This window comes from Spirillospora sp. CA-294931 (assembly GCF_050946795.1).
GTDB lineage: Bacteria > Actinomycetota > Actinomycetes > Streptosporangiales > Streptosporangiaceae > Spirillospora.
Window position 1 is genome coordinate 1,020,723 of sequence record NZ_CP192006.1, and the last position, 25,898, is coordinate 1,046,620.

A 25,898-nucleotide genomic window follows, 5' to 3' on the forward strand; every position below is an offset into this window, starting at 1 on the left:
ATTGACGCCCGCCGTCCGGCGAATGATCCCCGTCGCCGGACGGCCGCCGCCGAACTATCCTTGACGCGGGCGAACGAGGTGGCGACATGCCTGTGCGGCGGGCTTTGTGCATCGGCGTTTCCGGCTTCGCCGATCCGGGCTGGTCCGCGCTGCCCGACGCGGCCGACGACGCTGCGCGGCTCGCCGAGGTGCTGGGCGCGCTGGGGTACGACTGCGACGCGCTCGGCGGCGAGGCCGCCACCACCGAGGCGATCGGCGCCGCCTTCTACCGCGCCGTGGAGGAACTCGGCCCGGACGACCTGCTCGTCGTCACGGTGCTCAGCCATGGCGACCTGGCCGTCGAGACGGGCGAGCTCTACGTGGTCGGCTCGGACGGGGCCCGCCACCGCGCGGGCCGGGTCGGCGACTGGATCAAGGAGGTCGAAGACCTCGACGGCCGTCCCCGGGCCCTGTTCCTGCTCGATCTGTGCCAGGCGGGGGTCGTGGCCCGCGCCCCGCACCTGCTGGCCCCGGGCTCGGGCCCGCGGCGCTCGTGGGTGCTGGCGGCCTGCCCGCCGGACCGCGCCGCCTACGACGGGCGGTTCACCGAGGCGGTGACGAACGTCCTCGCGGCGTTCGCGGACGGGGAGCGCGAGCTCCACCCGGCGCAGCCGTTCCTGCCGCTGACGACCCTGGCCGCCGATATCAAGCGCGAGCTCGACCGGCTCGTGGACGCCGTCGACGCCTACCCCCAGGAAGCGATCGGCGGGCTGATCGACCTCACCGAGGCCGACGAGAGCCCGCCGTTCTTCGCCAACCCCGCGTTCCGCAGCGACCCGCTGCGCGAGGTCCGCCGCGAGTCCGACGCCTCAGTCGGGGCGTTCCTCGACGAGGTCGACGCCCTGGCCGACCCGGGACACTACGTGGCCAAGGCGTCCGGCCACGGTCTCCAGGAGGACCGGCTCCGGAGCGGCTGCTTCACCGGGCGCGCGGGCGTGCTGCGGACGCTGTCGCGCTGGCTGGACGGCCTTGAGAGCGGCGCGCTCCGCGTCGTGACCGGCAGCCCCGGCACCGGGAAGTCGGCCCTGCTCGGAATCCTGGTCTGCGCCGCGCATCCGCGGCTCCGGCCGCACACCGAGCGCATCTGGTTCCGCGCGGCGCACACGCCGTCGGAGAACGAGGCGCTCGTCGTCGTCCACGCCCGCCAGCGCGACGAGGCCGAGGTCCTCGCCTCGATCGCGCGGCAGCTGGGTCTCGGTTCCGTCCGCGACTGGGCCGAGCTGCGCCGCGCCCTGCCCGGCCGGGCCGAGACGCCCGTGCTCATCGTGGACGCCCTGGACGAGGCGCTGCGTCCCGAGGCCCTGGCCGAGCACCTCCTGGCGCTGACGAACTCCGGTTGCCGGCTGCTGGCCGGGCTGCGGCGGTGGCCCGAGTTCGACCGGCTGTTCGCGGCGGCGTCCGAGGACGGGGTCGTCGATCTCGACGGCGTCCCGCGCGCGGAGGTCCGCGCGGAGATCGGCGAATACGTCGAGGCGATGCTCGCGCTCAGCACGCCCTACGGCTCCCGGCGCTTCGCGCGCGCCCGCGAGGCGTTCGCCGCGGCCGTGGGCGCGACGCTGGCCGAGCCCACCGGGGAGCCGGGACGGCGCTGGGGCGGGTTCCTGGTCGCGGCGCTGTTCGTCCACCGGGTGCTGTCCCGGCAGGCGCTGACCGCCGATCCGGACGAGGCGGAGCGGATCGGGCGGCAGGTCCCCGGCACGCTGCCCGAGGTCGTCGAGCTGGACCTGACCGAGGCCCCGGAGCTGCGCCCGCTGCTGCGGACGCTGGCCATGGGGCGCGGCGAGGGGATGCCGCTGGAGGTCGTGCGGAGCCTGGCGCCGCTGTTCGGGGCCGCCGCCGCGGCTCCCGACCTGGAACGCGCCCGCTTCTACCTGCGCCAGAGCGCCGACTCCGATGGCACCACTTTGTACCGCCTATTCCACCAGGGGCTCGCCGATCATTTGCGGCAGCCCGGCCGCGAGGGGGAGGTGCTCGACCTGCTGCTGCCCGCGACCTGGGAGAGCGCCCTGCCCTATGTGAAGCGGCACGCGATCCAGTACGCGGCGGCCGCCGGACGGGTCGACGAGCTCCTGCGCGCGCCCGGCTTCCTGGTCAACGCCGACCCCCGCACGCTGGAGCCGGAGCTGGCCGCCGCCCGCGCCGACGACACCGAGCTGCTGGCCGCGATCTACCGGGCGTCGGCCGCGCGGCACCGCGCCTGCGGTGTCCCGGGCCGGCGGCGGGTGCTGGGCGTCGACGCCGTCCGGTACGGGGCACCGGACGTGGCCGCCGCGCTGAGCGACGGCTTCCCCTGGCGCCCGCGCTGGGCGTCCGGCGGGCAGGTCGCCTCGGCCCTCAGACGGACGTTCCGGGTGAGCGACGGGGCCGTGCACGCGCTGGCCGCCGGAGAGACGGGCGGCCGGGCGGTGGTCGTGGCCGCGGTCGAGGGAGGGCCGCCCGGGGTCTGGGACCCGGTGACCGGAACGCCGGTGCGCGACCGGCTCGGCACGGCGACGGCCACGGCCGTGGCCTGCACTCGGGTCGGCGGCCGGGCCGCGGCGGTGACCGGCGACCCGCTCGGCGCCCTTCGCGTCTTCGACCTGGCCGACGGGCGGCCGCTCGGGCCGGTGCTCACCGGGCACACCTACGAGATCGTCGACATCGCGTGCCTGGCGACGGGCGACCGCTCGTTCGCCGTGACGGCGTCCGAGGACGGCGCGGTGCTGGCCTGGGACCTGGCCGCGTCGGCCGTCCTTCCCGTCCCGGGGGACGTCACGGGACGGTCCGTGGCCTGCGCCGAGCTCGACGGCTCGGCGGTGGCCGCCGTCGTGGTGGGCGACCGCTCGCTGGTGCTGTGGGACGTGGCGACGGGACGGGAGGTGGCCCGCCGGGACGTGGCCGAGACGCCCTGCGAGATCTCCGTCGGGCGCGTCGGCCTGAACGGGCACCACGCGCTGCTGGTCGCGTGCCGGGCCGGGGTCTGGCTGCTGGACGGGTCCGCGCCGGGCGAACCGATGCGGAGCCTGCCCGCGCCGCCCGTGGAGTCGCCCCGGGTGTCCGGCGGGACGGACGCCGCGGTCGTCGGCGACGACGGGACGGTGTGCCTGCTCGGCATCGGCGCGGGCGAGCACACGGTCGCGTCGCTGGCTCATGGCTCCCCGCTCACGGCCGTGGCCTGCTTCGGTGCCTCGGGACGCGGGGCCAGGGCGGTCACCGGCGACGCGGACGGCGACCTGCGGGTGTGGGACATGGACGACCCGCTGCGCACCGGCCGCCCGCGTCCGGCGCACCACTCCTGGATCGGCGGCCTGGCCACGACGGGCGAGCTGGTCCTGTCGGCCGACCAGGACGACCGGGTCCTGCTGCACCACCTCGGGTCGGGGGAACGGATCGGGGACCTGCCCGCGCGCGGGGAGTTCCTCGCGCTGTGGGGCGCCGGGCCGGTGCTGGCCCTTTTCCGCGACCCGGAGGATCGCCGCCGGGTCCGCGTGTGGGAGCTGGACGCCCGGACCGAGCACGAGCCCGGCGTTCCGCTCGTCGCCGCCGAACCCGTCACGGCCCTGACCACGCTGCGGGTCGGCCACCTCGACGTCGTCGTGTTGGGCGATGCGGGCGGCGGGCTGGAGATCATCGATCAGCGGGGGCGGGCGCTGCGCCAGTGGCGTCCCGGACGCGGCGACGACCCGATCGTCCGGCTGGAGCGGTGCCCCGGAGTGAGCGACCGGGGGATCGTCGCGTCGCTCTCGTCTTCGGGGCGGGTCCGGGTCTGGGACCTGGCGTCCGCGCGCGAGGACGGGTTCGACGTCGGCGCCGGTACCGAGGCCGCCGCGATCGCCTGCGCGCGCGTTCGGCGCAGGCCGCTGCTGCTGACCGGGCTCGCGGACGGGCGGGTGTGCCGCTGGGACGTCCTGACGGGCGAGCCGGGCGGCCCGCCGCTGCCCGGCACCGGGGCCCCGGTCACGGCGCTGGCGTGCGGCCGCGCGAACGGGCGCGGGATCGCGGTGGCGGCGTCCCAGGACGCCGTCCTGAGGATCTGGGATCTGGACGCGGGCGTCCCGATCGACACCGTCGCGCTGCCCCAGCCCGCCCAGCGGCTCTGCGTCTCCCCGAGCGGCGCCGTCGTCGCGGCGATGAACTGGGAGATCGTCGTCCTCGGCGAGAACCCCGCCGGTGTCGCTTGACAGGGACGGGTTGCCCCCTGGCAACTCCTCCTGTCTGATGGTCGATGAGCGACGTATCATCACGGAGATCCCTTTTGAGGAGGTTGCCGATGGCGGAGTTCGGTCGTGATCTCCCATCGGTCATCGTCGACCTGTCCACGACGTCCCTGGATGAGCTCTCGGCACTCGGTGAGGAGGTCATCGCGGAGGTGCTGGGCGGCTGCGGCGACATCCGTGACGAGACGTCGCGGCTTTGGAACAACGATGAATACGGTGTCCCCGTGGACAGGCCCACACACATCGCGACACCGGCTCGCTGAAGGCGACCTTACGGCTGTGGCTCTCGGGCTACAGAACAGTGACCTGGTCACCAGGCTGCGCGGCGCGGAGCTGAGTCGTCGGCTGATCCTGGTCGAGGCGATCCGGCGCCGGATCCGCCCGGGTGGGGCACGAGTTCCGCCGCCCCCCGAAGAGCGCGCCGCCTTCGAACACGCCTTCGCCGCCCTCGCCCGCCACGAGCGCTCGCATCCGGCTCGGGCGCGGAGCCTCCTGGCCCGTCCGCAGGTCGGTGTGTGGGCCGTGCGCTGCCTTCGGGCCCTCGAAACGGGGACGGAGGTCGATCTCGCTTACCTCACCAGGCTGATGAACGACGTGGTGGAGGGGCGGGAGCGCGCCGGGCCGCCCCGGTTGCGGATAGCCGCCGGACGGTCGCGGCTGGAGGTCGTCCTGGACGGCGCCGATCCCTACCTCGACGTCTACGGGCCCCGGGCCGGGACCCCGGACGCGGCCGCGACCGTGATCTGGCGCCGGCGGCTGGCGGAGGCGATGCGGTCGCTCGCACGCTACGACCCCGTGACGGCCGGCGCCCTGGCGGCGGGGCTCGACACCGTGGTGCCGCTGGTGGAGGGCGAGGGCGGGCGACCGGCGGGCGCGAGCTCGGGAATGGCCTTCGGCGCCGTCGCCCTGTCCCTGCCGCCGGACGCGAGAAGCTGTCTCGACGGTCTGGTGCACGAGTTCCAGCACGTCCTGCTCGGCGCGGTCATCGACCATTTCCCGCTGCTGACCGGGGACCGCCGTGCGGTCTACTCGCCCTGGCGCGAGGACCCGAGGCCCCTCTCGGGACTGCTGGCGGGCTGCCACGCCCAGGTCGCGCTGCTGGACCTGTGGTCGCGGGGAGGTGAGCCCGGGCGCTTCGCGCGCTGGATCGGCCCGACCACGGAGGCCGCGCGGACTCTGTGGACGTCCGGCGCGCTGACCGAAGAGGGGCGCGTCTTCGTCGGGGCGATGCGGGCGCGCCTGACCGGCCTGGCCGCACGGACCATCTCGGGGGAGGCCGCCCGCGTCGGCGCCGATGCCGCCAACGATCACCGGCTTCGCTGGCGGTTGCGCAATCTGCGTCCGGACGGCGGCGCGATGGACGCTCTCGCGGACGCCTGGCAGGCGGGCGCACCCCCCATACCCGTGCCGACGGAGGTCCGGACCGGCGACGCGGCCGCGCTCGCTCCCGGTCGTCGGTCGCGCCTGCTGGAGCTCGGATGCGGCGGTTACGGCGAGCACCCGGGGCCGCCCCGAAGCGCGGCCGACCGGGCGTTGCTGGCCGGGCGGTACGGGGAGGCGGCCGAGGCGTACAAGAGCCGGCTCGGCCGCCCCGGCGACCTCGACGCCTGGGCCGGGCTGGCCCTGTGCCGCACCCGCACCGATCCGGCGAGCGCTCTCGGCCGGCGACCCGAGGTGGTCGCCGGTCTGCACGGTCGCCTGCTCGCGCGGACGGGCCGTCCGGCCGATCCGGACCGGCTCGGCGCCTGGCTGGCTCGGGGCCCGGCGTGATCAGACCGAGGACGGCTCGATGTCGAGATCGATCCGGCCGCGCTGGAGGACGCGCAGCGCCATGGGGTGCTCGGAGCTGAGCTCGTCCACATAGCGCCGGTAGGTCTCCTCGAACAGCGCGTCGGCCCCGCTCTGGTCGCCGATGGCCCGGCGGTCGAGGGCGAGGTTCGCGGCGGCGGCCAGCGTGCAGGGGTGGGACGCGCCCATGACCCGCTTGCTGGTCTCCAGCGTCCGCTCGCCCCGCTCGGCGGCTAGGCGCACCTCGCCGAGCGCGGCCAGGTCGCTGGCGAGGTTGGTGCTGACGACGATGACGTTGGGATGGTCTTCGCCGTGGACGGTGAGCATGCCGTCGCGGGCCCGCTCGTCCAGGTCCCTGGCCTCCGACGGGTTGGCCCGCGCCCTGAGCACCACGGCGAGGTTGGCCACCGCGGCCAGCGTGTTGGGGTGGTCGGCGCCCGCGACCTTCTCCCAGGTCTGGAGGGTCGCCTCGCCCAGCTCCTGCGCGCCGGCGAGGTCGTCGGTCAGCCGCCGGTCGTTGATCAGGTTGATCGAGATCGTGAGCGTCTGGCGGTGCGTCGGGCCGAGGATGGCGGTGTGCCGGGCCAGGGCCCGTTCGCCCTCGGCACGGGCGTCCTGGTAGAAACCGACCCGGCGGAGCGCGACCGCCATGTCGGCCTCGGTCAGCAGGCGGCCCAGATGCCAGGGCTCGTCCTTGCCGAGCGCGGTGGCCGTGACGTCGCGGAGCAGGTCGAGCGACTCTTCGTACCGGCCGAGCTTGCGCAGGTCGCGGGCGAGCGCGAACCGCGAGTTGAGGGTCTTGCTGTGGGTGGGCCCGAGCGTGCTCTCGCGCGTCCGGAGGGTCGCCTCGTCGGTCTCCAGCGCCTCCTGGAACCGGCCCAGGCAGCGCAGGTCGATGGCCAGGTTGTTGCGCAGGTCGAGGCTGCTGGGATGCTCCGGGCGCATGTGCCGCTCGTAGAGGGGGAGCAGCCACGTGTCGTGGTCGTACGCCTCCTGGTAGCGCCCCAGCATCCGCAGGCTGGTGGCGTAGACCGTCGAGCCGCGCAGGAAAGCGTCGTTGGCCTCGCCGTGGTGCACGCGGAGCCGTTCGAGCGTGTCGCTGATCAGCTCGCGCGTCTCCTCGAAGCGCCCCTTGCGGCGCAGTGCCGAGGCGACCTCCACGGCCAGCCACAGCGTCTGGAGGTCGTTCTCGCCGAACAGCTCGCGCCACAGGGCCAGCGCGGGCTCGCCCAGGCTGAGGCTCTCGTCGTGGCCGCCGCGCAGGTACATCCGGCGCACCTGGTGGATGATCAGCGCGCGGACCAGCGGGTCGCCGGATTCCAACGCGCCGGACGACACCAGGTGGTGGCGGGAGCGCTCGTAGATGGGGTCGCTCTCCTCGTGCTCGGGCGAGCCCGGGTCGGAGGCGGCCAGCAGTGTGTGCACGGTCCCGCGCAACTCGCGGGCGGACTCGGCGTCCTCGCGCTCGATGCGTCCTCGGGTGACCGCCTGGACGACCCGGTGCATCTGCACGACGTTGCGCACGCCGAAGATCTTGATCAACGAGAAGCGGGCCAGTTCGCGCCCGGCGCGGCGGAACTTCTGCAGGTCGCCCAGCACATCGCGCAGCGAATCGGGAAGGGAGCTCACCCGGCCCGGCTGGACGAGGATCTCCTCGGAGATCGGTTCCGGGGAGAAGAACGCCAGAAGCTGGAACAGGGCGTCGGCGTCGGGGGAGATCGTGCTGCGCGACACGCTCCACGTGGTCGCGACGGCGTGCGGGTAGAAGATGTCGACGTCCAGGCCCATCAGTTCGTGGGCGTTGCGCTCGAACAGCTCCAGGTACTGGTCGACCGGTGTGCCGGTCTCGACCAGGTACGCGGCCGCGTGCTCGGCGGCCAGCGGCAGGTTGTCGAGGGCGCGGGCCAGCCGCTCGGCGTCGCCGCGCCGGGCTCGTTCGGTGGCTTCGTCGTCGGAGGCGCCGAGGGCGTCGACCCGCTTGCGCAGGAACGTCACGGTCTCGTCCGAGGAGAACTCGGCGACCTCGATGCCTTCGGAACGCAGGCTGCGCCTCCACTCGGCGATGCGTGAGGTCACGATGACGTGACCGTTGCCCTGGGGCATGTAGCGGCTGACGATCTCGGGACGGACGGCGTTGTCGAAGACGAGCAGCCACCGGTCGTAGGGGTCGCCCGCCCGGAGCGCGTCGAGCACGACCTGGGCCGAGTAGTCGCGCTCGTTGCTGTGGAAGTCGGGCAGGCCCATCCGGCGGCCGAGCGCGATCAGCGCGTTGCGGATGGTGTCCTCCTGCTCGGCCCTGATCCACCAGACCAGGGAGTACTCCCTGGCGAAACGGTGGCAGTACTCGGCGGCGATTTCGGTCTTACCTACTCCGCCGAGTCCGAAAAGCGGGGTGGCCGGTTGCCCGACGACCACGGTCGAGGTTCCGGTGAGCCGTTCGCGCAGGGCCGTCAGTTCCGCCGCGCGGCCGGTGAAGTGCGGATTCCGAAATGGAACCTCTCGTCCCCATATTTGATGTTTCGCCGCAGTCGCACGGACATCAGAAGTATTGCCCCAGCCCTCGTCAACCATCAGTACCCGACCGATTACTAAAGGTAGTGATCATTTGGATCTTGCAACCTATGCCCGGTGTCCGTCATTTCATCGATTCGCCGTGTTGTCAGTAACATTAGACGCATTTAAAGATGCGTCTTGCGGCAACAGTCAGAGATCGTCCTGGAAAGCATCTAGGCTAGTTGCTTCTCAGCTGGGAGAATACCGCGAGTTACCATGAAGTTACCGACGGTGGGCAAGGGGGTCTTGTGACGCCACGGACGACCGGCGGGGCGAACTCGCGATTGACGAGCGCGGGCGGGGCGGAGAGGCTCGAACTGGACCTTTCGGCACGGGGAGTCCCGGGGTCGCGGAGAGGGCCGAGATGAACAGCACCACCGAGGAGCGGCGCCAGGCGCATTCGCTGGTCGCGGAGGCGAAGCGCGCGATGAGCGACGGCGACAGCCTGCGCGCGGAGCACCGCTTTCGCGATGCGCTGGCGGCCTTCGTCCTGCTGGACGATCCCGCCGCCGCCGCCCGGGTCCTGGCCTCGCTCGCCGACCTCCGCCTCTCGGCCGGAGATTTCGGCGAGGCCTTCCAGCTGGGCCGCCAGGCCCTCGACCGCGCCCCCGGTGACGTGCACGTCCTCACCGGGCTGGGCTACGCGCAATGGCTCAGCGGCTCGCCGGCCGACGGCGAGGTGACCTTCGCCCAGGCCCTCCGGCAGGACGGCGCCGTCGCCCGGGCGCTGGCCGGTCGCGGCCAGGTCCAGGTCGAGCTGGGCGAGTACCGGGCGGCCCTGGCCGACCTCGGCCGCGCCCTCGACCTGGGTCTCCCGCACGACGACGAGACCGACGTCCGTTCGGCGCGCGCCCTGGCCCTGGCCGGTCTGGGCCGCCTCGCCGAGGCCGAGGCCGAACTGGCCGCGGCCGTCGAACGGGCGCCCGGCCGCCCGAGAACCCGCCTGCGAGCCGCCCAGTTGGCCGCCCTGGCCGGCCGACCCGACCAGGCCAGGCAGCAGTTCCGCGAGCTGGCCGGTCTGACCGACCCGCGAGCCTCGGCCGAGGCCAGAACGGCCCGCCGCCACCTGACCCGGCTCGACCGCCGCACGGCCGCCAGTTCCCCTTAGGGACGGCGCCGGTAGTGCGTCGCCTTGCACAGTCAGGCAGCGCACAGCGGGGGAGCATGGGGGTGGCGACCCCCGAGCGGTTGGACGAGCGTGACCAGGATTCTCGGCGTTCATGGCATCTGGAACATCCGCTACTACACGCGTAACCAGCGTTCGGCGTCCGCCGCGACGGACGCGATCAGCGCCGCCTGGGCGCGGGCGCTGACCGAGGGGACGGATGCCAGCGCTGATCTGCGGGTGTGCTTCTACGCGCATCAGCTGGATCGGGGAGCGGCACAGAGCGCGGATGACGCGGCGCTGCTGGAAGACGGGGCACAGGACGTCCTGATCGCCTGGGCCGACCTGCTCAACGCGGGGGCCGCGCACGCGCAGGGCGGGCGGACGGCCCGAGCCCGGGCCGCGGCGGATTGGCTGAGTGCCCGGTACCCCGATCTGGCGCGGCGTTCGGTGCTGGCGTTCTGCCGGGAGCTGCACACCTACCAGTCCGCGCGGGCGCGCCGGGACGCCATCATCGGCAGCCTGCGCGGGGCGTTGCTGGAGCACCGGCCCGAGGTGCTGGTCGCGCACTCGCTCGGCAGCGTCGTGGCGTACGAGGCGTTGTGGAGCGAGCCCGCGGTGGAGCTCGACTGCCTGATCACGCTGGGCAGTCCGCTGGCGATGCCCGGGGTGGTGTTCGATCGGCTCAGTCCGTCGCCGGACGCGGGGCGGGGCATGCGGCCTCCCGGGGTCCGGCGCTGGCTCAACTTCGCCGACGTCGGGGACATCGTGGCGGTGCCGCCGAGGCTGTCGGGGCGGTTCGCCGGGGTGGAGAAGGACGTGGAGCTCAGCGTGGGCGACTGGCAGTTCCATGCGGTGCGCAGCTATCTGTCGACCGGAGAGGTGCGGGCGGCGCTCAGAGAATTTCTGAACCCGGCCGCCTAAAAGCTCCCTGAGACGCCCTATATTTCCGTATTGCAGGATCTTGCCGTGATGCGGGGAGCGTGCCCCATGCCCGTGGCGCAACCGGCGCTGCACAGATCGATCGTCGCGGTCGACGTGGAGGGTTTCGGCGACCGCAGCCGCACCAATCCCGATCAACTGCGGGTGCGGGACGCGCTTTACCGGGCGATGCGATGGTCGTTCGCCCGGGCCGGGATTCCCTGGGACAGAAGCCATCACGAGGATCGCGGCGACGGGATCCTCGTGCTCGTCCTTCCGGAAGTGCCAAAAGTGCGGTTGTCCGCCGATCTGCCCCATGAATTGGCGGTCGCTCTCCAAGGGCACAATGAGCAGTCGCCTCCCGCCGCCCGGATTCGGCTCCGGATGGTCCTGCACGCGGGCGAGATCCATTACGACGCGCACGGCGTGGCCGGGAGCAGCATCAACGGCGCCTTCCGCCTGCTGGAGGCGCGGGGCGTCAAGGAGGCGCTGGCCGGGGCGGGCGGCCCGCTCGCCGTGGTGGTGTCCGAATGGTTCTTCGAGGACGTCGTCCGCCACGACACGCGCAGCAGGCCGGACGCCTACAGCCGCGTTCAGGTCGAGGTGAAGGAGACCTCGACGACCGCGCTCGTGCGGGTCGTGGAACCGGCCGAGGCGCCCGCGGACGTCGTCCCGGTGTCCTGGAACGTCCCCCGGCGCAACCCCGACTTCACCGGACGCGGCGCGCTGCTCGACCGGCTGGCGGAACGGCTCGGCGAGGCGAGCGGCCTGTCGCCGCCCGCGTGCGTCCTGCACGGGATGGGCGGCGTGGGCAAGAGCCAGCTGAGCCGCGAGTTCGCCCACCGCTTCGCCGCGCGCTTCACCGGTGTGTGGTGGATCGACGCCAGCCATTCCTTCTCCGCGGCGCGCGGCCTGGCGGAGCTGGCCGACCGCCTGGCGCTCCCCACCGAGGACGCGCCGCACCGGATCCGGCTGCTCTGGGACGAGCTGGCCCGGCGCGGCCGCTGGCTGCTGATCTACGACAACGCCGAGAACGAGGAGGACCTGCGCGCCTGGTGGCCCGCGCCCGGTGTCGGCGGCGTCCTGGTCACCTCGCGCACCTCGACCTGGCGGCTGGCCGAGCCGGTCCAGGTGCCCGCGTTCACCCGCGCCGAGTCGATCGCCTTCCTGCGGCGGATGACCGGCGGCCGCACGGACGAGGCCGCGCGGGTGGCGGGCGAGCTGGGCGACCTCCCGCTCGCCCTCGCCCAGGCGGCCGCCTATGTCACGCGCAACCATGCCAGCTGGGGCAGTTACGCCGAGATCCTGCGGGACGCGCCCGCGCGGCTGATGCATCTGAACAGCCCGGCCGACTACCTCGGCACGGCCGCCACGACGTGGTCGGTCTCGATGACCCGCGTCGAGGAGGAACGTCCGGAGGGCGCCGACCTCCTCAGGCTGTGCGCGTTCCTGGACCCCGATCGCATCCCCCGCGGGATCGTGCGTTCCGGCACGCCGGGTCTTCCGCCCGCGCTGCGGCGCCTGGCCGAGGACCATGTCGTCTACGACCAGGCGATCGGGGCCCTCGCCGAGTACGCGCTCATCGACGCCACCCCGGAGGCGCTGTCGGTCCACCCGCTGGTGCAGAAGATGATCCACGAGTCGATCACCGACCCGGACGGGTGGCTGACCGCCGCCGCCCGCCTGCTGGCGCGCTGCTTCCCCGACCGCCCGCGCCTGCCCGCCACCTGGGAGGAGTGCGGTGACCTCCTGCCGCATGTGGCGGCCATCGCGCGGCACCCCCGGGCCATGGACGCCGCCCCCGCGGAGATCTCCGAGGCGTGCCATCGGGCGGCCGCCTACCTGGAGGTCCGGGACCAGCACGAGCAGGCCCTGGAGCTCCTCGGCCACGCCCTCGCGTTCCGCGAGCGCGCCTTCGGCCCGTCCTCCAGGGAGTACGCCGAGACGCTGACCTCGCGCGGCGAGGTCGAGTGCTATCTCGGGCACCACACCGCCGCCGTGACGACGGCGCGCGCGGCGCTGGCCGTCCTGGAGGACGGCGACGACCTCCCGGCCTCGTTGCCCACCCTGCGCCTGCTCGGCCGGGCGCTCACGGAGACGGGACGCCCGTGCGAGGCCGTCGGCGTGCTGGAGCGGGCCGCGCGGATCGGCGCGGACGCCTTCGGCGACGCCGACGCTCGCACGGCCGAGCTCTACGCCCGGCTCGCCTACGCGCTCTGGCGCGCCGGGGATCTCCGATCGGCCCAGGAGACGTACCGGGACGCCGACCGGGTCTGGCAGGCCGCCCGCAGCGCCCCCGACCGGGAGCGGACGGTCGCCTACCGCTGGCACGCGGCCGTGCTGTGTGACCTGGGGGAGCACACGCGGGCGCGGTCCGTCGCCGAACGGGCGATCCGGATGGCCCGTGGGCTCTACGGCCCCGACCATGTCGAGACCGTCCGGGCGGAGGAGACGTTCGGCATCGTCCTGGCCGCCTCGGGCGAGCCCGACGAGGGCGTGCGCCTCCAGCGCCGGGCCGTCCGCTTCCTGCGCAGGTCGTATCCCGTTCCCGTGGTCGTCGCGGGGGCGCTGACCGCCCTGGCCCGCAGCCTGCTGCGGGCCGGTCGTCCCGCCGAGGCCCGCGCGGCGGCCGAGGAGGCCCATGCCCTCTACGTCGGCCGCCACGGCACCATGAGCCACGTCTACAACGCGGGCGCCCTCGCGGCGCTCGGCGCGGCCCTGAGTCGTCTGGGCAAGCCTCGCCAGGCGAGGCGGCGCCTCGAAGAGGCCCGCGCCATCTACGAAGAGGCGGCCGGTCCCGATCACCTCTTGGCCGATGTCCTGGCCGAGCTGGACGCTCTCGCCGACTCCTGATCACCAGGGTCGCCGTCGCGTTGGCCGATTGCCACCACTACCTGCTTCAAAGGCACGGCCCCGTAAAACCTCGTGCGCGATGAGTGGGCGTCCAGCATGATCAATTTGAGGAGGTGCCGATATGAGCGAGGTCGGCTGGCTGGGGCCGGTGATCGACGTCCGGCCGTTGTTCGGGCCGCAGCAGGAAGCGTTCGTCGCGCTGCTGCGGGGGCTGGGTAGCTCCGAGTGGGAGCTGCCGGTGGTACCCGGGTGGACGGTCCGGGACATGGCCGCCCATGTGCTGGGTGATCATGTCGGACGGCTGTCGATGCTCCGGGACGGGTTCCACGGCATGGGCCCCCGCGAGGGCGAACCGTTCCCCGAATTCATCGATCGCATCAACGACGAGTGGGTCGTCGCGGCCCGCCGGATCAGCCCGGAGCTCCTGGTCGGGCTGCTGTCGGACATCGGCGACCAGGTCGTGGAGTTCTGGCAGACCGTCGACCCGCACGCCCTGGACGCCTCGGTCAGCTGGGCCGGACCTGAGGCCCATCCGATCTGGCTCGACGCGGCGCGCGACTTCAGCGAGTACTGGACGCATCACCAGCAGATCTGCGAGGCCACCGGACGCGCCGGGCTGATGGAGCCCCGCTTCGTGGGGCCCGTCCTCGACACGTTCCTGCGAGCGTTGCCCCATACGTTGCGCGAGGTGAACGCTCCCGAGGGGACGACGCTTCAGGTCGTCGTGACCGGACCCGGGGAAGGCGAGTGGGCCTGCACGCGCGGTGGCGAGCGCTGGGAACTGCGGCGCGCCGCTGAGCCGGAGGCGGCGGCCCGCATCGAGTTCGATGCCGACACCCTCTGGCGCCTGTGCACCCGGGGGATCACTCCCGCGCAGGCCGCCGACCGCGTCCGCGTCTCCGGCGACGAGGGCCTCGCCGCGGCGGCGCTTCAGATCGTGTCGATCATCTGGTCGGGATGACCGCACGACTCCCCGGGTGGCGGCGCTGCGCGAGCGTCCAGATACGGGTTGGAGAGCACCTGCCGGGCGGCGTCCGCCAGGTCAGAGCGCTAGGCGGAGCTGGAGCGCAGCGCCGGGTCGACGTCCAGCGCCGAGGCGAACTCGCGCGCCTTGGAATCGGCTGAGACCCGCCTGTCGGCCCTCGCCAGCGTGTAGGCGTACAACCGGTCGACCTCGTCGAAACCCGCCCGCCCCGCCCTCCCGGACGACCAGCCGCTGGTCAGCCACGAGAACGAACCTCTCGACCCGGGGCAGCTCCGGGGCCGGAAGCGCCCGATGCAGATAGCGCCACCGCCGCTCCCCAACGAACCCAGCCCGCTCCAGCGCGTCCCGAGTAGCCGGACGACGCCCCCCAGGCAGCGCCTCCAACCCCAGCGACAACGCCGAGGCGATAGGGAACGCGTCCGATTCTCTGGTTGCACTCTCGGGAGAGCCCTCGGGTCGCGGAGCCACCTCACCCGCGCCCCGATAGCGACAACCGTCACGGGCTCATCGAGCTCGTCCCACCAGCCGGAATCCTTCGGTGACCGTCCGGCGAGCGCCTCACCCAGCATCGCCGCCGTCGCCCAGGGCTGCCCCGCCAGCCGGTCCCCGTTGACCAGCCCCAGAACCGCAGCCTCGTCCCGAGCCTCGTACGCGCGGAACATGACCCGGTCCCGGACGCCCTCAGAAGGGCGCTCCACTGCCATGGGCAGGCTTTATGACGCGGTCAGGCGGATGATCGGGTACTCGCGGTCGGACTTGCTCTGGTATTTCGCGATGCGGGGCTGGGCCTCGGCGATGCGCTGCCACGCGCTTTCCCGGTCGGCGCCGTCCAGTCGGTGCGGCGTGACCGGCAGGACGTCCCGCCCAGGCAACTCGATCGACGCCCGCTCGGGGTGCGCCATCAGGTTGGCGTGCCAGTCCGGGTGCCGGCTCCCGCCACCCGACGCGACGACCAGCCAGGAGTCCCCATCGGCGAACCACGCCACCGGCGTCTCCCGCGCCTCCCCGCTCCGGCGGCCCACCGTGTGCAGGATCAGAACGTCCATGCTCATGAACGTGCCGCGACCCCGCCGGACCTTGCGGTTCATCCGGGCGTTCATCCTGTGCTGCATCCACCGCGAGAACGCCCCGGGCATACCCGCCTTACGCTTCCCCACCTGCTGCTTCTCCGACATCGGGGCATCTCCGCTCATCTCGATTCCCATGCCCCTCACGCTAGGCGCGCCCACCCCAGAGCCGCTTCTCGATTCCTGACCGATGCCCCGGGCGGGTGGCCCCCCGACCTTCCATCGTTTATCGTCGATGAACGATGAAGAGACCACTGGCACGCGAGATCGCCCAGGAGTACGCGTCCTGGTTCAGGGCGCTCGCCGACCCGACCCGCGTCCAGATCGTGTCCCTGCTGGCCCGGCAGGGCGCACCGATGAGCGTCGGCGAGATCGTCAAGGCCGTCGACGTCGGCCAGTCGACCGTGTCCAGCCACCTCAAGCAGCTCGCGGCCGTGCGCTTCGTGCTCGTCGAGCGCAGGGGGACGGCGAGCTACTACCGGATCAACGACGCCTGCGTCGACTGCTTCCCCACCGCCGCCGACATCATCATGGCCCGCTCGGTCCCCGGCCTCCCGTCCCGCTGAGGCCGCATGGGATTTGTGCTGGTGAGGGGAGGAGGAGCCCCTGATCGGATTCGAACCGATGACCTGCCGCTTACAAGGTCTAACTGCCTGAGCGGTGTACTGACCTGCAAAGTCCCAGGTCACCCACGAGCGAAAATCCGATAAGCGGATTGCCTTCGCCTCACAGGCTACCGGCAGTCTCTACCGTCAACCTACCCACGTAAGCACCATGTCACCCGCACGTGACTCCAGACGCGACACGAAGACGGACGGTTCTGGTCGCCCTACGGCCCTCGTTGAAGTCAATGATCGTTGGGCTTGCGGCGCCATCGGCTCCATGGTCGCTGAGGTTGGGACGTCGGGGAGTTCGCGGACGCGGCTGTTGTGTGAGCGGCTCCCTTGCCGAGGATGGCTGCTCTGATGGCAGCCCAGTCCTCCGTTCGCCACCAGTCGAACAGCATTCCGGTGCTTATCACAGGGCTGCGTAGCGACTCGACGAATTCAGGTCTGGTGTACACCTGGGCGGGGCGTTGATCGGGCTGCAACTTGTGCTGGTGGTTGACGATGAGTACACCGCCCTCGACGGGCTGGTGGGGACGGAGCCGAGGCCAAGTCGCGAGGTGCCGGTCGAGATCGCCGACGAGGCTCTCGGAAGCGGCTCCGCTGGTGGACTTCACCTCGATAAGGCGCCGCTCGCCCTGCAGGCTAGCCAGCAGATCAGCCGACCTGGTGCCACTGAGTTCCTCATCGAGGTTGACCGTGGCGACCCCGGCCAAAGTGAGCACAGTCTCGACCGCGTCGACCAGTTGCTCGCCGGTGCCATAGAGCAGCCTGTAGCGGACCGGGTCTGCGCTGGCCGTTGCTTGGTCGAGTTCCTCCTGGAGCCGGGTTCTTTCGCGGGCGTAGTTGGTTTCCAATTCCTCGATGGCATTGCGGGCGGTCGTCTCGGACTCGGTCTGCAGGAGCGGATCGACGAGGTACGGGGAACGAGCGCGGTAGAGCGCACCGGGCACAAATTCCGGGAGTGCCTGCCGGATGAGCCAGCCGAGCAGCTGATTCCAGTCGGTGTCGCCAGGGACGATGTACCAGCGTTGATCGCCGTCTGAGGGAGTCCATGCCGCCACGATCGGGGCGCCAAGGCCATCGACCAAGATCGGGTGGAGCTCACCTTCAGGCTCGTAGTGGGTGGTAGGACCCCCGGCACCTGGTACCAGGGACAAGCCGTTGAGCGAGAGGGCGAACCACGGCCCGTCGGGCGGCCGGTTGAGAAGCCTTCGCCCGAGGTCACGGTCGGCGGCCCCGAGATTGTCAGCGAGGACGGGGCGGACCCCTTCGGGGAGGAGGCGGCCGCTTATCGAGCCCCGAAGACGTAGCAGGCTCACAGAACCGCCGCGCGGTACCAGTGGCGAGCGGCTGTTGGGACGGCCCTCCCGCATCTGGGCGACGATCAAAGCGGTTTCCCCTCGGGCTTTGACACCCGCCAGATACCGGTCTAGTTCACTCGCTCCACGGGAGGCGTAGACGCCAGGCGCCAGGGCCGCTGCGCAATCGCTGGTCTCTGACCCGAGCCACCGCGGAGCTAGGCCATGCCCCTGCCAGTCAATGGGACTTCCGGGCTCAGCCTCCGGCGCAATGGTCATCTCCGCCGATACCGGCGGGTGGTTGCCGATGTGGACCGGGATGAGGCCCGAGCCGAGTGCGGTGGCCATTCAGTGACGATAGCTGCCCTGATTCGCGGGTGCACCGGCTTATTAGGGAGGTGTAGGCCCCCACCTGCGGATCTTCGATGGTATGTGCGCTGGGGGACAGCCGAACGGGCTGAGGCTCATTGGCAGTTTTGAGGGACCGATTCGGGGTCTCTAGGCGCAAGCGGCCCAAGATGAAGCGACACCATCCACATGCCGATGCCATGTGTGATGGCCTCGCAGTCTGATCGGCGGCTCGTCAGTGACGGGCAGCTCCCTGTGAAGCCGTGCTCTGCGACGCGCCGGGACAGGCGGCAGAGCTGCGAGCGCGGATGGCTCCTGGCAAAATAGAGCGTAAACGTTGTCAAGCATCGTCTAACTGCCTGGGTACCTCATTGGAGAAGCCTGCCCTGGAGGCATGCCGCGATCTCCGCTGGCGCGGAGCAAGAAATGGAAAACCTTAGGTTTTGGGTCCGGACCGGGCGCGGTCCGGACAGGGCTGGATCGGGCGCGATCTCTCTGGGGAGGTTGCCGTTGGAGGAGCACGAGATGGCGGCGAGGAGGGCGGTGCGTCGCAATCGTCGTTCGCATCGAACTCCACGGCGTAACCGAGCTGTGTTCGTTGCTTTCTCTGAGGAGGAGTACGCGGTCGTGGTGGCTGCGGCGGAGCGGGAGTTCTTAGCGACGGGGGCGTATGTCGCGCAGGCGGCGTTGGCGGCTGCGGGCGGGGAGGCTCGGCCCGAGTACGCGGTGTTGAGGGAGCTGTTGGCAGGGTTGATGCAGGCGTCGGGCCAGGCCAGGCGGATTGGGATCAACTTGAACCAGTCTGTTGCGGCGTTGAACTCTGGTGAGGTCTCCCAGCAGTCGCAGTGGTATGCGCAGGCAGCGGCCCGGACGGTTGGGAAGCTGGATGAGCTCGCTGATCAGGTTCGTGTTCGCTTGCCATGAGGCCGACTCCCGTGAGGTGAGCGACGGTGATCGGGAAGGTCCTGCGCGGGAGCCGTGTGCAGGGGTTGGTTCGCTACCTGTATGGGCCTGGCCGGAGCGAAGAGCATGTCAACTCGCGGATCGTTGCGGGGTTTCGGAGTCCGGCCGAGTTGGAGCCTGGCGAGTGTGCTGACGGGGGACGGGACTTTCGGCGTCTGGACGGTTTGTTGGCGCAGCCGCTGGCGTTGTTGGGTGACCGGAACTTCCGCAAGCCGGTGTGGCATGTGCCGGTGCGGGCGGCGCCTGAGGATCCGGTCCTGTCCGATGCGCAATGGGCTGAGGTCGCCGCTGAGGTGATGGCCCGGACCGGCCTGGCGGCGCCGGGTGATGAGGATGCGGTCCGCTGGATCGCGGTCCGGCACGCGGACGATCACATTCACATCGTCGCCACGTTGGCCCGTGCGGACGGCGTCCGTCCGGAGGTGTGGAACGACGGCTATCGCGTCCGGGAGGCCTGCCGTGCCGTGGAGGACCGGTTCGGACTGCGGTCCACGCCTGCGGCGGACCGGACCGCTGCCCGCCGAGCTAAGCGTGGGGAAACCGAGAAGGCCGCTCGCGCTCGACGAGTCGAGCCCGCTCGGGCTGCGTTGCGCCGCCACGTCCAGACCGCTGCGGCCGGGGCATGGACAGAGGAAGCCTTCTTCGACGCCTTGGTGGACCAGGGTGTCTTGGTCCACAAGCGCTTCAGCCAGCTCCGACCGGACGAGGTGACCGGGTACGCCGTTGCGCTGCCGGACGATCGGACCAAGGCCGGACGGCCCGTCTGGTTCGGCGGCGGCAAGCTCGCAGCCGACCTCACCCTGCCCAAGCTCCGGCACCGCTGGAACACCAACGCCCGGCATGGCGGTCCGCGTACAGCGGACCACGGTCCGATCTGCGGACAGCATGTGTCCAGCCGATCTGCCCGGATCGTACTGCGGACCCTGGTCCGCCGGGCTGCGGACCAGGCCCGGACCGCAGACGACTTCTTCGAACGCCTGACGGAGGTGGGCGTGTTGATCCGCCTCCGCTTCAGCGACCGCACCCCTGACCAGGTCACCGGGTACGCGGTCTCCCTGCCGGGCCACACCGATGGGGATGGCCAGGACCTTTGGTACAGCGGTGGTCGACTGAGCGATGACCTCACATGGCCTCGACTGCAACGAGCATGGAGGTCAGGGGCGGGGGAGCCGCCTGTCGGCCATCTGACCGACGAGGAACGCGGGCGGCTCTACACGGACGCATTACGAGCAGCGGCATATGCCACCAGCCAGATCCGTCGACAGACCGTTGTCGGCCCCCACCTGGCGAGCGATGCATGCTGGGCCGCCGCAGACGCACTTCGTACAGCGGCCTGCGCAACGGGCAACCCCCACCTGAAGAGCGCCGCTGAGGCATACGATCGCGCCGCCCGCCCTCCATACGGCCGCCTGCCCTCGCCGACGCCAGCCGGAAACGGGCTGCGTACCGCTGCGCGACTCCTGACGATCGCCGGGCGGATCCAAGGTCAGACGTCCACCGCAGGCATCAGCTTGGCCACAGGCCTCATCTGGCTCATGGACGCGATGACCCAGCTTCATGAAGTTGCTCGACACCGCATCCGGATGGACGCCTCCCGGGCCGCCGGGCAGCACTTGCGCCGAGCCGCACCAGAATCCATTGCCCCATGGTTCAGCGCACCGAACGAGACGGCGATGCTGTCCTTCCCTCACCCCTGGAGACCCGCCGACTCCAAAACACCTCCACGGGCGACATCGCGTCCAGACGGTAACGAAGGGCGTAGGCCGCGATCCCGATGATGGACGCAGCCGACCCGTGTGGGTCAGGTGATGAGGGTGTGAAGGGTTGGGAGGGGGTTGGTGGTGAGGGTGTACCAGGACCAGCTGCCGCGTTTGTCGCGGGTGAGGAGGCCGGCGTCGGTGAGGATTTTCAGGTGGTGGCTGATGGTGGGCTGGGTGAGGGCGAGTGGGGCGGTGAGGTCGCAGACGCAGGCTTGGCGGTCGGGGCTGGACTGGATGAGGCTGAGCAGTTGCAGGCGGGTGGGGTCGGCTATGGCTTTGAGGATGCGGGCGATGCGTTCGGCCTCGTCGCGGTTCATCGGCTGGAGGACGAGGGGGGCGTGGCAGGGGTCGGGCGGTGCGGTCATGGGCCGCTGTCCGAGGGCGGTGTCATCGGGCGGCTGGTTCCTCTCCGGTGGTGAGGCGGTAGCCGATGCCTCGGACCGTCAGGATGATCCTGGGGTTGTCCTGGTCGTCGCCGAGTTTCTCGCGCAGGCGGCGGATGTGGACGTTGATGGTGTTGGTGATGAGTTTGTTGGTCTTCCAGACGTGTTGCTGGATCTGCTCGCGGCTGATGACGCGTTCGGCGTTGACCATGAGGTAGTGCAGGAGCTCGAATTCGCGTAGCGGCATCCGGACGACCTGGCCGTCGCGCCTTACGACGTGGGTGATCGGGTCGAGGGCGATGTTGCCGCAGCGCAGGATGGGTGAGGCCGCTTCGGCGGGTCCGCCTTCGGCTCGGATGCCTTGGATGAGCGGGAGGAGTTCGTGCAGGCGGTAGGGGCGGGCTATGCAGACGTTGGCTCCGGCGGCCAGGGCCTTGACCGCTTGGTCGGCGTCGTCGGTGCCGACGCCGACGATGACGGGGATGGACATGCTGGCGCGGACGGCCCGGACGAAGGTGACCGGGTCGACGCCGGGGATGTTGGCGGCCAGGAGCACGATGTCCGGATGGAGCGCGCCGATGCGCAGGAGCGCCTCGGCTCCGTCGCCGCTGATGGTGACCTCGACACCGCTCTCGGCCATGGCCAGGACGAGCTCGTGTCCGACGCGTTCGTCGGGGTCGGCCACCAGGAGCAGCGGGACGTGCGCTGCCTCCGGATTCGACGGAAAGTCGGCCACGTTGGTGGCCTGATCGTTCATCGCGGTCTGTGGGCCCTTCTCTTAGCCGAAGCGGCCGGTGATGTATGCCTCCGTGCGCTTGTCTCCGGGGGTGGTGAAGATGGTGGAGGTGATGTCGTACTCGATGAGGCGGCCATGGCGGACGCCGGCCTTGTCGACCTCGGCGGTGAGGAAGGCGGTGCGGTCGGAGACGCGGGCGGCCTGCTGCATGTTGTGGGTGACGATGACGATGGTGAAGCGCTCGGCGAGCTTCTTCATCAGGTCTTCGATCTTGGCGGTGGCGATGGGGTCGAGCGCGGAGCACGGCTCGTCCATCAGGATCACCTCGGGCTTGACCGCGATGGTGCGGGCGATGCACAGGCGTTGCTGCTGCCCGCCGGACAGGGCCAGGGCGCTGTCCTTGAGCTTGTCCTTGACCTCGTCCCAGAGCGCCGCCTGGTGCAGGGCCTCCTCGACGATCTCGTCCAGGCCGCGCCGGACGCCGTTGACGCGAGGCCCGTAGGCGATGTTGTCGAAGATCGATTTGGGGAACGGGTTGGGCTTCTGGAAGACCATGCCGATGCGGCGGCGCACTTCGATGGGGTCGACGTGGTCGGCGTACAGGTCCTCGCCGTGGTAGGCGATCTTGCCGACGACGCGGGTGCCGGGGATCAGGTCGTTCATCCGGTTGAAGCAGCGCAGCACGGTGCTCTTGCCGCAGCCGGACGGGCCGATCATCGCGGTGATCTGGCGGCGGCCGATCGTCATCGTGACGTCCCGGACGGCCTCGTAGGCGCCGTAGAAGACGCTGAGGTCCGACACCTCGAACACCGGGTCGACCAGGTCGGGGGCCTCACGCTGAGGGTCGTAGTGGATGGTCTGCACGGGGGTGTCGTCCTTGCGGTGTCGGGGGTCGCTCACTGGCGCGCTCCGGTGTCTCGTGGGGTCATTCGGGCGCTCACCAGCGCTTCTGGTAGCGGTTGCGCAGCCAGATCGCGACCGAGTTCATGAGCAGCAGGATGGTCAGCAGGATCACGATGGCGGCCGAGGCCAGGGTGTGGAACTCCGGCTCGGGCTGCTTGATCCAGTTGAAGATCTGGATCGGCAGGACGGTGTAGGAGTCGTTGATCGACTCGGGGTTGAAGGTGATGTGGGTGACGGCGCCGAGCAGCAGCAGCGGGGCGGCCTCGCCGATCGCGCGCGACAGGGCCAGGATCGTCCCGGTGGCGATGCCGGGCACCGAGGCGGGCAGCACCTGCCGCCAGATCGTCTGCCATTGCGTGGCGCCCAGGGCCAGCGACCCTTGGCGGATCGAACCGGGTACCGCACGGATCGCCTCGCGCGCGGAGATGATGACGACCGGCAGCACCAGCAGGGAGAGGGTGAGCGCGGCGGTCAGCAGCGTCCGGCCGAGGTCGAAGCCGCGGGCCAGGATGCCCAGGCCGAGGATGCCGTACACGATCGAGGGCACGGCGGCCAGGTTCTGGATGTTCAGCTCGATCATCCGGTTCCACCAGCGCTCGCGGTCGGCGTACTCCTCCAGGTAGATCGCCGTCATGACGCCGATCGGCACGCAGAACAGCCCGGTGAGGGCGATGACGTAGACCGTCCCGTAGATCGCCGACTGGGCGCCCGCGCGGTCGGGATACAGCTTGGACGGGAAGTTCTGCCACAGCCGCGAGTCCAGCCGTCCCCAGCCCTCGGTGATCACGTAGGCGAGCAGGATCACCAGGAACGCCACCGCGACCGCCAGGCTCGCCATCAGGACGGCCTTGAACAGCGGCTCCAGCGGCCTGCGGCGTCCGCGCATCGCGGGGGTTGCGGGGGTCTTCTGCAGGATGGTGGTCATTCGTACACCTCGCGGTACTTGCGGACCAGACGGATGCTGACCGCGTTCATCACGAAGGTGAGCAGGAACAGCAGCCCGCCGACCGCGAAGATCGTGGTGTAGTCGAACGAGGCGGTGGGCAGGTCGCCCTCTCCGGCCTGGGCGATGTAGCCGGTCATGGTCTGCATCCCCTGCATCGGGTCCCAGGTCAGGTTCGGCCGGTTGCCCGAGGCGATCGCCACGATCATGGTCTCGCCGACCGCGCGGGAGATCGCCAGCACGATCGCCGCGACGATGCCCGACAGCGCGGCGGGCAGCACCACCCGGATCGCCACGATCCGCTTGGTCGAGCCGAGCGCGTAGGCCCCGGCGCGCAGGGCGTCGGGAACGGCGGCCATCGCGTCCTCCGACAGCGACGCCACGGTCGGGATGATCATCACGCCCATGACCAGCCCGGCCGACAGGGCGTTGAAGACCTCGGGCCCCTCGCCGAACGGCCAGTAGTCCTGGAGCAGCGGCGTCAGCGCCGCGAGCGCGAAGAACCCGTAGACCACGGTCGGGATGCCGGCCAGGACCTCCAGGATCGGCTTGAAGACCTTGCGGGTGCGCGGGTGGGCGTACTCGCTGAGGTAGATCGCCGCCGCCAGCCCCAGCGGGACGGCGACGACGATCGCGACCAGCGTGATCAGCAACGTCGCGCCGACCAGCGGAAGCACACCGTAACTCGGCGGGTTGAACAGCGCGCTCCACTCGGTGCCGGTCAGGAACTCCCCGACGCCGACCCGCTCGAAGAACCGCAGGGTGGGCGGCAGCAGCGAGATCACGATGCCGACGGTGGTGGCGACGGAGACCAGCGCGGCGGTCAACAGCAGGGCTCTGATGACGGCCTCGCCGTAACGGGGACGCCGCCGCCGCAGGACCCCTCCCGAGGGCCCCGCGGCAGGCGACGCGGATCGCGGGACGGTCATTAGCCCGCCTGCGACTTCAGCGTGGTCAGGGCCTGCTTGAGCTTGGCGTCCTGCGCCGGGTTCAGCGGCACGAACTTGGACCGCTTGGCGATGTCGGCGTTCTTAGCGACGAAGAACTCCACGAACGCCAGCACTTCGGGCTTCTTCAGCGCGGTGGCCGAGGGGTAGATGAACAGCGGACGCGACAGCGGCTTGTAGGTCCCGGCCTGCGCGGTCTGGACGCTCGGCGCCACACAGCCGCCGCCACCATCGATCTCCAGCGCCTTCAGCTTGGACGCGTTCGCCTCGAAGTAGGAGAACCCGAAATAGCCCATGCCGCCCTTGGACCCGGATACGCCCTGGACGGTGACGTTGTCGTCCTCGCTGGGCTGGTAGTCCTTGCGGCTCTTGCCCTCCTCACCGTTGATCTCGTCGGTGAAGTAGTCGAAGGTGCCCGAGTCGGTGCCCGCACCGAACAGCTTCAGCGGCTGGTTCGGGAACTTGGGGTCGATCTGGTTCCAGTTGTTGACCTTGGAGTTGGGCTCCCAGATCTTCTTGAGCTGCGCGACCGTCAGGCACTTGGCCCAGGTGTTGTCCTTGTGCACCACCACGGTGAGCGCGTCGTTGGCGACCGCGAACTCCGAGTACTTGATGCCCTTGGCCGTGCAGGCCTTGATCTCCTCGTCCTTGATCGGACGCGAGGCGTCGGAGATGTCGGTCTCGCCCGCGCAGAACTTCTCGAACCCGCCGCCCGTGCCGGACGTGCCGACCGGGATCTGCACCCGGCCGTGCTCCTCCTTGAACAGTTCCGAGGCCACCGTGCTCAGCGGAGCCACCGTGCTCGACCCGTCGATCTTGACCGTTCCCCGCAGGTCCTTGCCCTCGGACCCGCCACCTCCGCTGTCGCTGTTGGAGTCGCCGCAGGCGGCCAGCGCCGCGACCAGCGCCACCGCCGCCGTCACGGCGTACGTCGACCTACGCATTGGGATGCTCACCGTCGTTGTCCCTTGTTCTCGTGTGCTCCCGCCGCAGCACCGCCCTGCGGGAACGTCGCCCCCCTGCCGGCGCGACCATGCCAACACATAGAAGGCCGTCCATATGAACAGGGCGTGAACGCGGACAATCCGACCAGAAAACATCGATGGCGATCTATATACGCACGTCAGTGATCTTGTGGCGGAATGTCAAGGTCTCATCGAGAGTGCTCAAGCAGGCCCCTGGGGGCACTTCGTGTTCACCTGGCAGTGAGGGACTGGACGTCCGAGCGACATATCCATCGACGTGCATCTATGTATCCCACGGTGGGGACGGCCTTACAAGAGACACGCCTAGGGTCGATCGCGAAGGTGTGCCGCGAGCCGCCAGGCCACCTGTCAGCGACCCGCGCGCTTGCTCGGGTCGGCGGACCCGGTAGCGCAGGTATGGCCAAGCTCGAAGGTGCGACGGCCGGAGATCACCGCGCCGGTCGCCCTTACTTCTACGCAGACCTGGCCACTGGGGTCGTCGGGCTCCCGGTCGTCGAGCCAGTTGAAGAGGCGTCC

Annotated in this window: 19 protein-coding genes; 10 read left to right on the forward strand and 9 right to left on the reverse strand. The window is 70.8% G+C overall.

Annotated elements, in window-relative coordinates:
• The first annotated feature begins 86 nt into the window (after positions 1–86).
• The 3 genes from ACQPY4_RS04925 (at position 87) to ACQPY4_RS04935 (ending at position 6,005) form a co-directional block, all read left to right on the forward strand.
• Positions 87–4,199, forward strand: coding sequence for a caspase family protein (locus ACQPY4_RS04925; RefSeq protein WP_433332870.1), 4,113 nt, complete (start codon positions 87–89; stop codon positions 4,197–4,199).
• An 89-nt stretch (positions 4,200–4,288) separates the two neighbouring features.
• Positions 4,289–4,498 carry a hypothetical protein gene (locus tag ACQPY4_RS04930; RefSeq protein ID WP_433332872.1) on the forward strand — a complete coding sequence of 70 codons (210 nt, stop codon included), beginning with the start codon at positions 4,289–4,291 and terminating at the stop codon, positions 4,496–4,498.
• A gap of 16 nt (positions 4,499–4,514) precedes the next feature.
• A complete protein-coding gene (locus ACQPY4_RS04935) occupies positions 4,515–6,005 on the forward strand; it encodes an aKG-HExxH-type peptide beta-hydroxylase (RefSeq protein ID WP_433332874.1) in 1,491 nt (496 codons plus the stop codon).
• Here the strand turns inward: ACQPY4_RS04935 and fxsT (ACQPY4_RS04940) are convergent, their stop codons facing one another.
• A complete protein-coding gene (gene fxsT / locus ACQPY4_RS04940) occupies positions 6,006–8,594 on the reverse strand; it encodes an FxSxx-COOH system tetratricopeptide repeat protein (RefSeq protein ID WP_433332876.1) in 2,589 nt (862 codons plus the stop codon).
• A 346-nt stretch (positions 8,595–8,940) separates the two neighbouring features.
• Between fxsT (ACQPY4_RS04940) and ACQPY4_RS04945 the strand changes: the two genes are divergently transcribed.
• The 4 genes from ACQPY4_RS04945 to ACQPY4_RS04960 all read left to right on the forward strand — a co-directional run bounded on the left by ACQPY4_RS04945 (position 8,941) and on the right by ACQPY4_RS04960 (position 14,416).
• Positions 8,941–9,684 carry a tetratricopeptide repeat protein gene (locus ACQPY4_RS04945; RefSeq protein WP_433332878.1) on the forward strand — a complete coding sequence of 248 codons (744 nt, stop codon included), beginning with the start codon at positions 8,941–8,943 and terminating at the stop codon, positions 9,682–9,684.
• Positions 9,685–9,774: 90 nt separating this feature from the next.
• The gene (locus ACQPY4_RS04950) at positions 9,775–10,605 is read left to right on the forward strand and encodes a hypothetical protein (RefSeq protein ID WP_433332880.1); all 831 of its coding nucleotides are present in this window, start codon (positions 9,775–9,777) and stop codon (positions 10,603–10,605) included.
• 66 nt (positions 10,606–10,671) lie between these two features.
• The gene (fxsT, locus tag ACQPY4_RS04955; RefSeq protein WP_433332882.1) at positions 10,672–13,455 is read left to right on the forward strand and encodes an FxSxx-COOH system tetratricopeptide repeat protein; all 2,784 of its coding nucleotides are present in this window, start codon (positions 10,672–10,674) and stop codon (positions 13,453–13,455) included.
• Between the two features lie 121 nt (positions 13,456–13,576).
• Positions 13,577–14,416 carry a maleylpyruvate isomerase family mycothiol-dependent enzyme gene (locus tag ACQPY4_RS04960; RefSeq protein WP_433332884.1) on the forward strand — a complete coding sequence of 280 codons (840 nt, stop codon included), beginning with the start codon at positions 13,577–13,579 and terminating at the stop codon, positions 14,414–14,416.
• Between the two features lie 737 nt (positions 14,417–15,153).
• Here ACQPY4_RS04960 and ACQPY4_RS04965 read toward each other — a convergent pair.
• Positions 15,154–15,645, reverse strand: coding sequence for a nitroreductase family deazaflavin-dependent oxidoreductase (locus tag ACQPY4_RS04965; RefSeq protein WP_433332886.1), 492 nt, complete (start codon positions 15,643–15,645; stop codon positions 15,154–15,156).
• A 104-nt stretch (positions 15,646–15,749) separates the two neighbouring features.
• On the opposite strand from ACQPY4_RS04965, the gene ACQPY4_RS04970 reads away from it, so the two are divergent.
• Positions 15,750–16,073 (forward strand): ArsR/SmtB family transcription factor, encoded by a 324-nt coding sequence (locus tag ACQPY4_RS04970; protein ID WP_433332888.1) that lies wholly within the window; start codon positions 15,750–15,752, stop codon positions 16,071–16,073.
• Between the two features lie 281 nt (positions 16,074–16,354).
• Here ACQPY4_RS04970 and ACQPY4_RS04975 read toward each other — a convergent pair whose 3' ends face one another.
• Positions 16,355–17,203, reverse strand: a complete 849-nt coding sequence (locus ACQPY4_RS04975; RefSeq protein WP_433332890.1) for a hypothetical protein — start codon at positions 17,201–17,203, stop codon at positions 16,355–16,357.
• Between the two features lie 1,068 nt (positions 17,204–18,271).
• On the opposite strand from ACQPY4_RS04975, the gene ACQPY4_RS04980 reads away from it, so the two are divergent.
• Complete coding sequence (locus ACQPY4_RS04980) at positions 18,272–18,685, forward strand: hypothetical protein (RefSeq protein WP_433332892.1); 414 nt, start codon at positions 18,272–18,274, stop codon at positions 18,683–18,685.
• A 206-nt stretch (positions 18,686–18,891) separates the two neighbouring features.
• Positions 18,892–20,502, forward strand: a complete 1,611-nt coding sequence (locus ACQPY4_RS04985) for a relaxase/mobilization nuclease domain-containing protein (RefSeq protein WP_433332894.1) — start codon at positions 18,892–18,894, stop codon at positions 20,500–20,502.
• A 23-nt stretch (positions 20,503–20,525) separates the two neighbouring features.
• On the opposite strand, the gene ACQPY4_RS04990 is transcribed toward ACQPY4_RS04985, so the two are convergent.
• From ACQPY4_RS04990 to ACQPY4_RS05015, 6 genes are all read right to left on the reverse strand, one after another.
• A complete protein-coding gene (locus ACQPY4_RS04990; protein WP_433332896.1) occupies positions 20,526–20,849 on the reverse strand; it encodes an ArsR/SmtB family transcription factor in 324 nt (107 codons plus the stop codon).
• A 22-nt stretch (positions 20,850–20,871) separates the two neighbouring features.
• Complete coding sequence (locus ACQPY4_RS04995) at positions 20,872–21,624, reverse strand: response regulator transcription factor (protein ID WP_433332898.1); 753 nt, start codon at positions 21,622–21,624, stop codon at positions 20,872–20,874.
• A 21-nt stretch (positions 21,625–21,645) separates the two neighbouring features.
• Entirely contained in the window at positions 21,646–22,467 is an 822-nt protein-coding gene (gene pstB, locus ACQPY4_RS05000) for a phosphate ABC transporter ATP-binding protein PstB (protein ID WP_433338797.1), read from the reverse strand.
• A gap of 73 nt (positions 22,468–22,540) precedes the next feature.
• Positions 22,541–23,431 carry a phosphate ABC transporter permease PstA gene (gene pstA, locus ACQPY4_RS05005; protein ID WP_433332900.1) on the reverse strand — a complete coding sequence of 297 codons (891 nt, stop codon included), beginning with the start codon at positions 23,429–23,431 and terminating at the stop codon, positions 22,541–22,543.
• Complete coding sequence (gene pstC, locus ACQPY4_RS05010; RefSeq protein ID WP_433332902.1) at positions 23,428–24,378, reverse strand: phosphate ABC transporter permease subunit PstC; 951 nt, start codon at positions 24,376–24,378, stop codon at positions 23,428–23,430. Before pstC ends, pstA begins: the two co-directional genes overlap by 4 nt.
• Positions 24,378–25,340, reverse strand: coding sequence for a PstS family phosphate ABC transporter substrate-binding protein (locus ACQPY4_RS05015; RefSeq protein WP_433332904.1), 963 nt, complete (start codon positions 25,338–25,340; stop codon positions 24,378–24,380). The genes pstC and ACQPY4_RS05015 overlap by 1 nt, the downstream gene beginning before the upstream one ends.
• Positions 25,341–25,898: the final 558 nt, after the last annotated feature.

Bases quoted from the DNA above. Each gene is read 5' to 3' on its own strand.
- pstC (WP_433332902.1), bottom strand. From the start codon at position 24,378: ATGACCGTCCCGCGATCCGCGTCGCCTGCCGCGGGGCCCTCGGGAGGG.
- fxsT (WP_433332876.1), bottom strand. From the start codon at position 8,594: ATGGTTGACGAGGGCTGGGGCAATACTTCTGATGTCCGTGCGACTGCG.
- ACQPY4_RS04960 (WP_433332884.1), top strand. From the start codon at position 13,577: ATGAGCGAGGTCGGCTGGCTGGGGCCGGTGATCGACGTCCGGCCGTTG.
- ACQPY4_RS04965 (WP_433332886.1), bottom strand. From the start codon at position 15,645: ATGGGAATCGAGATGAGCGGAGATGCCCCGATGTCGGAGAAGCAGCAG.
- ACQPY4_RS04925 (WP_433332870.1), top strand. From the start codon at position 87: ATGCCTGTGCGGCGGGCTTTGTGCATCGGCGTTTCCGGCTTCGCCGAT.
- ACQPY4_RS04990 (WP_433332896.1), bottom strand. From the start codon at position 20,849: ATGACCGCACCGCCCGACCCCTGCCACGCCCCCCTCGTCCTCCAGCCG.
- pstA (WP_433332900.1), bottom strand. From the start codon at position 23,431: ATGACCACCATCCTGCAGAAGACCCCCGCAACCCCCGCGATGCGCGGA.
- fxsT (WP_433332882.1), top strand. From the start codon at position 10,672: ATGCCCGTGGCGCAACCGGCGCTGCACAGATCGATCGTCGCGGTCGAC.
- ACQPY4_RS04970 (WP_433332888.1), top strand. From the start codon at position 15,750: ATGAAGAGACCACTGGCACGCGAGATCGCCCAGGAGTACGCGTCCTGG.
- ACQPY4_RS04945 (WP_433332878.1), top strand. From the start codon at position 8,941: ATGAACAGCACCACCGAGGAGCGGCGCCAGGCGCATTCGCTGGTCGCG.
- ACQPY4_RS04930 (WP_433332872.1), top strand. From the start codon at position 4,289: ATGGCGGAGTTCGGTCGTGATCTCCCATCGGTCATCGTCGACCTGTCC.
- ACQPY4_RS05015 (WP_433332904.1), bottom strand. From the start codon at position 25,340: ATGCGTAGGTCGACGTACGCCGTGACGGCGGCGGTGGCGCTGGTCGCG.
- ACQPY4_RS04995 (WP_433332898.1), bottom strand. From the start codon at position 21,624: ATGAACGATCAGGCCACCAACGTGGCCGACTTTCCGTCGAATCCGGAG.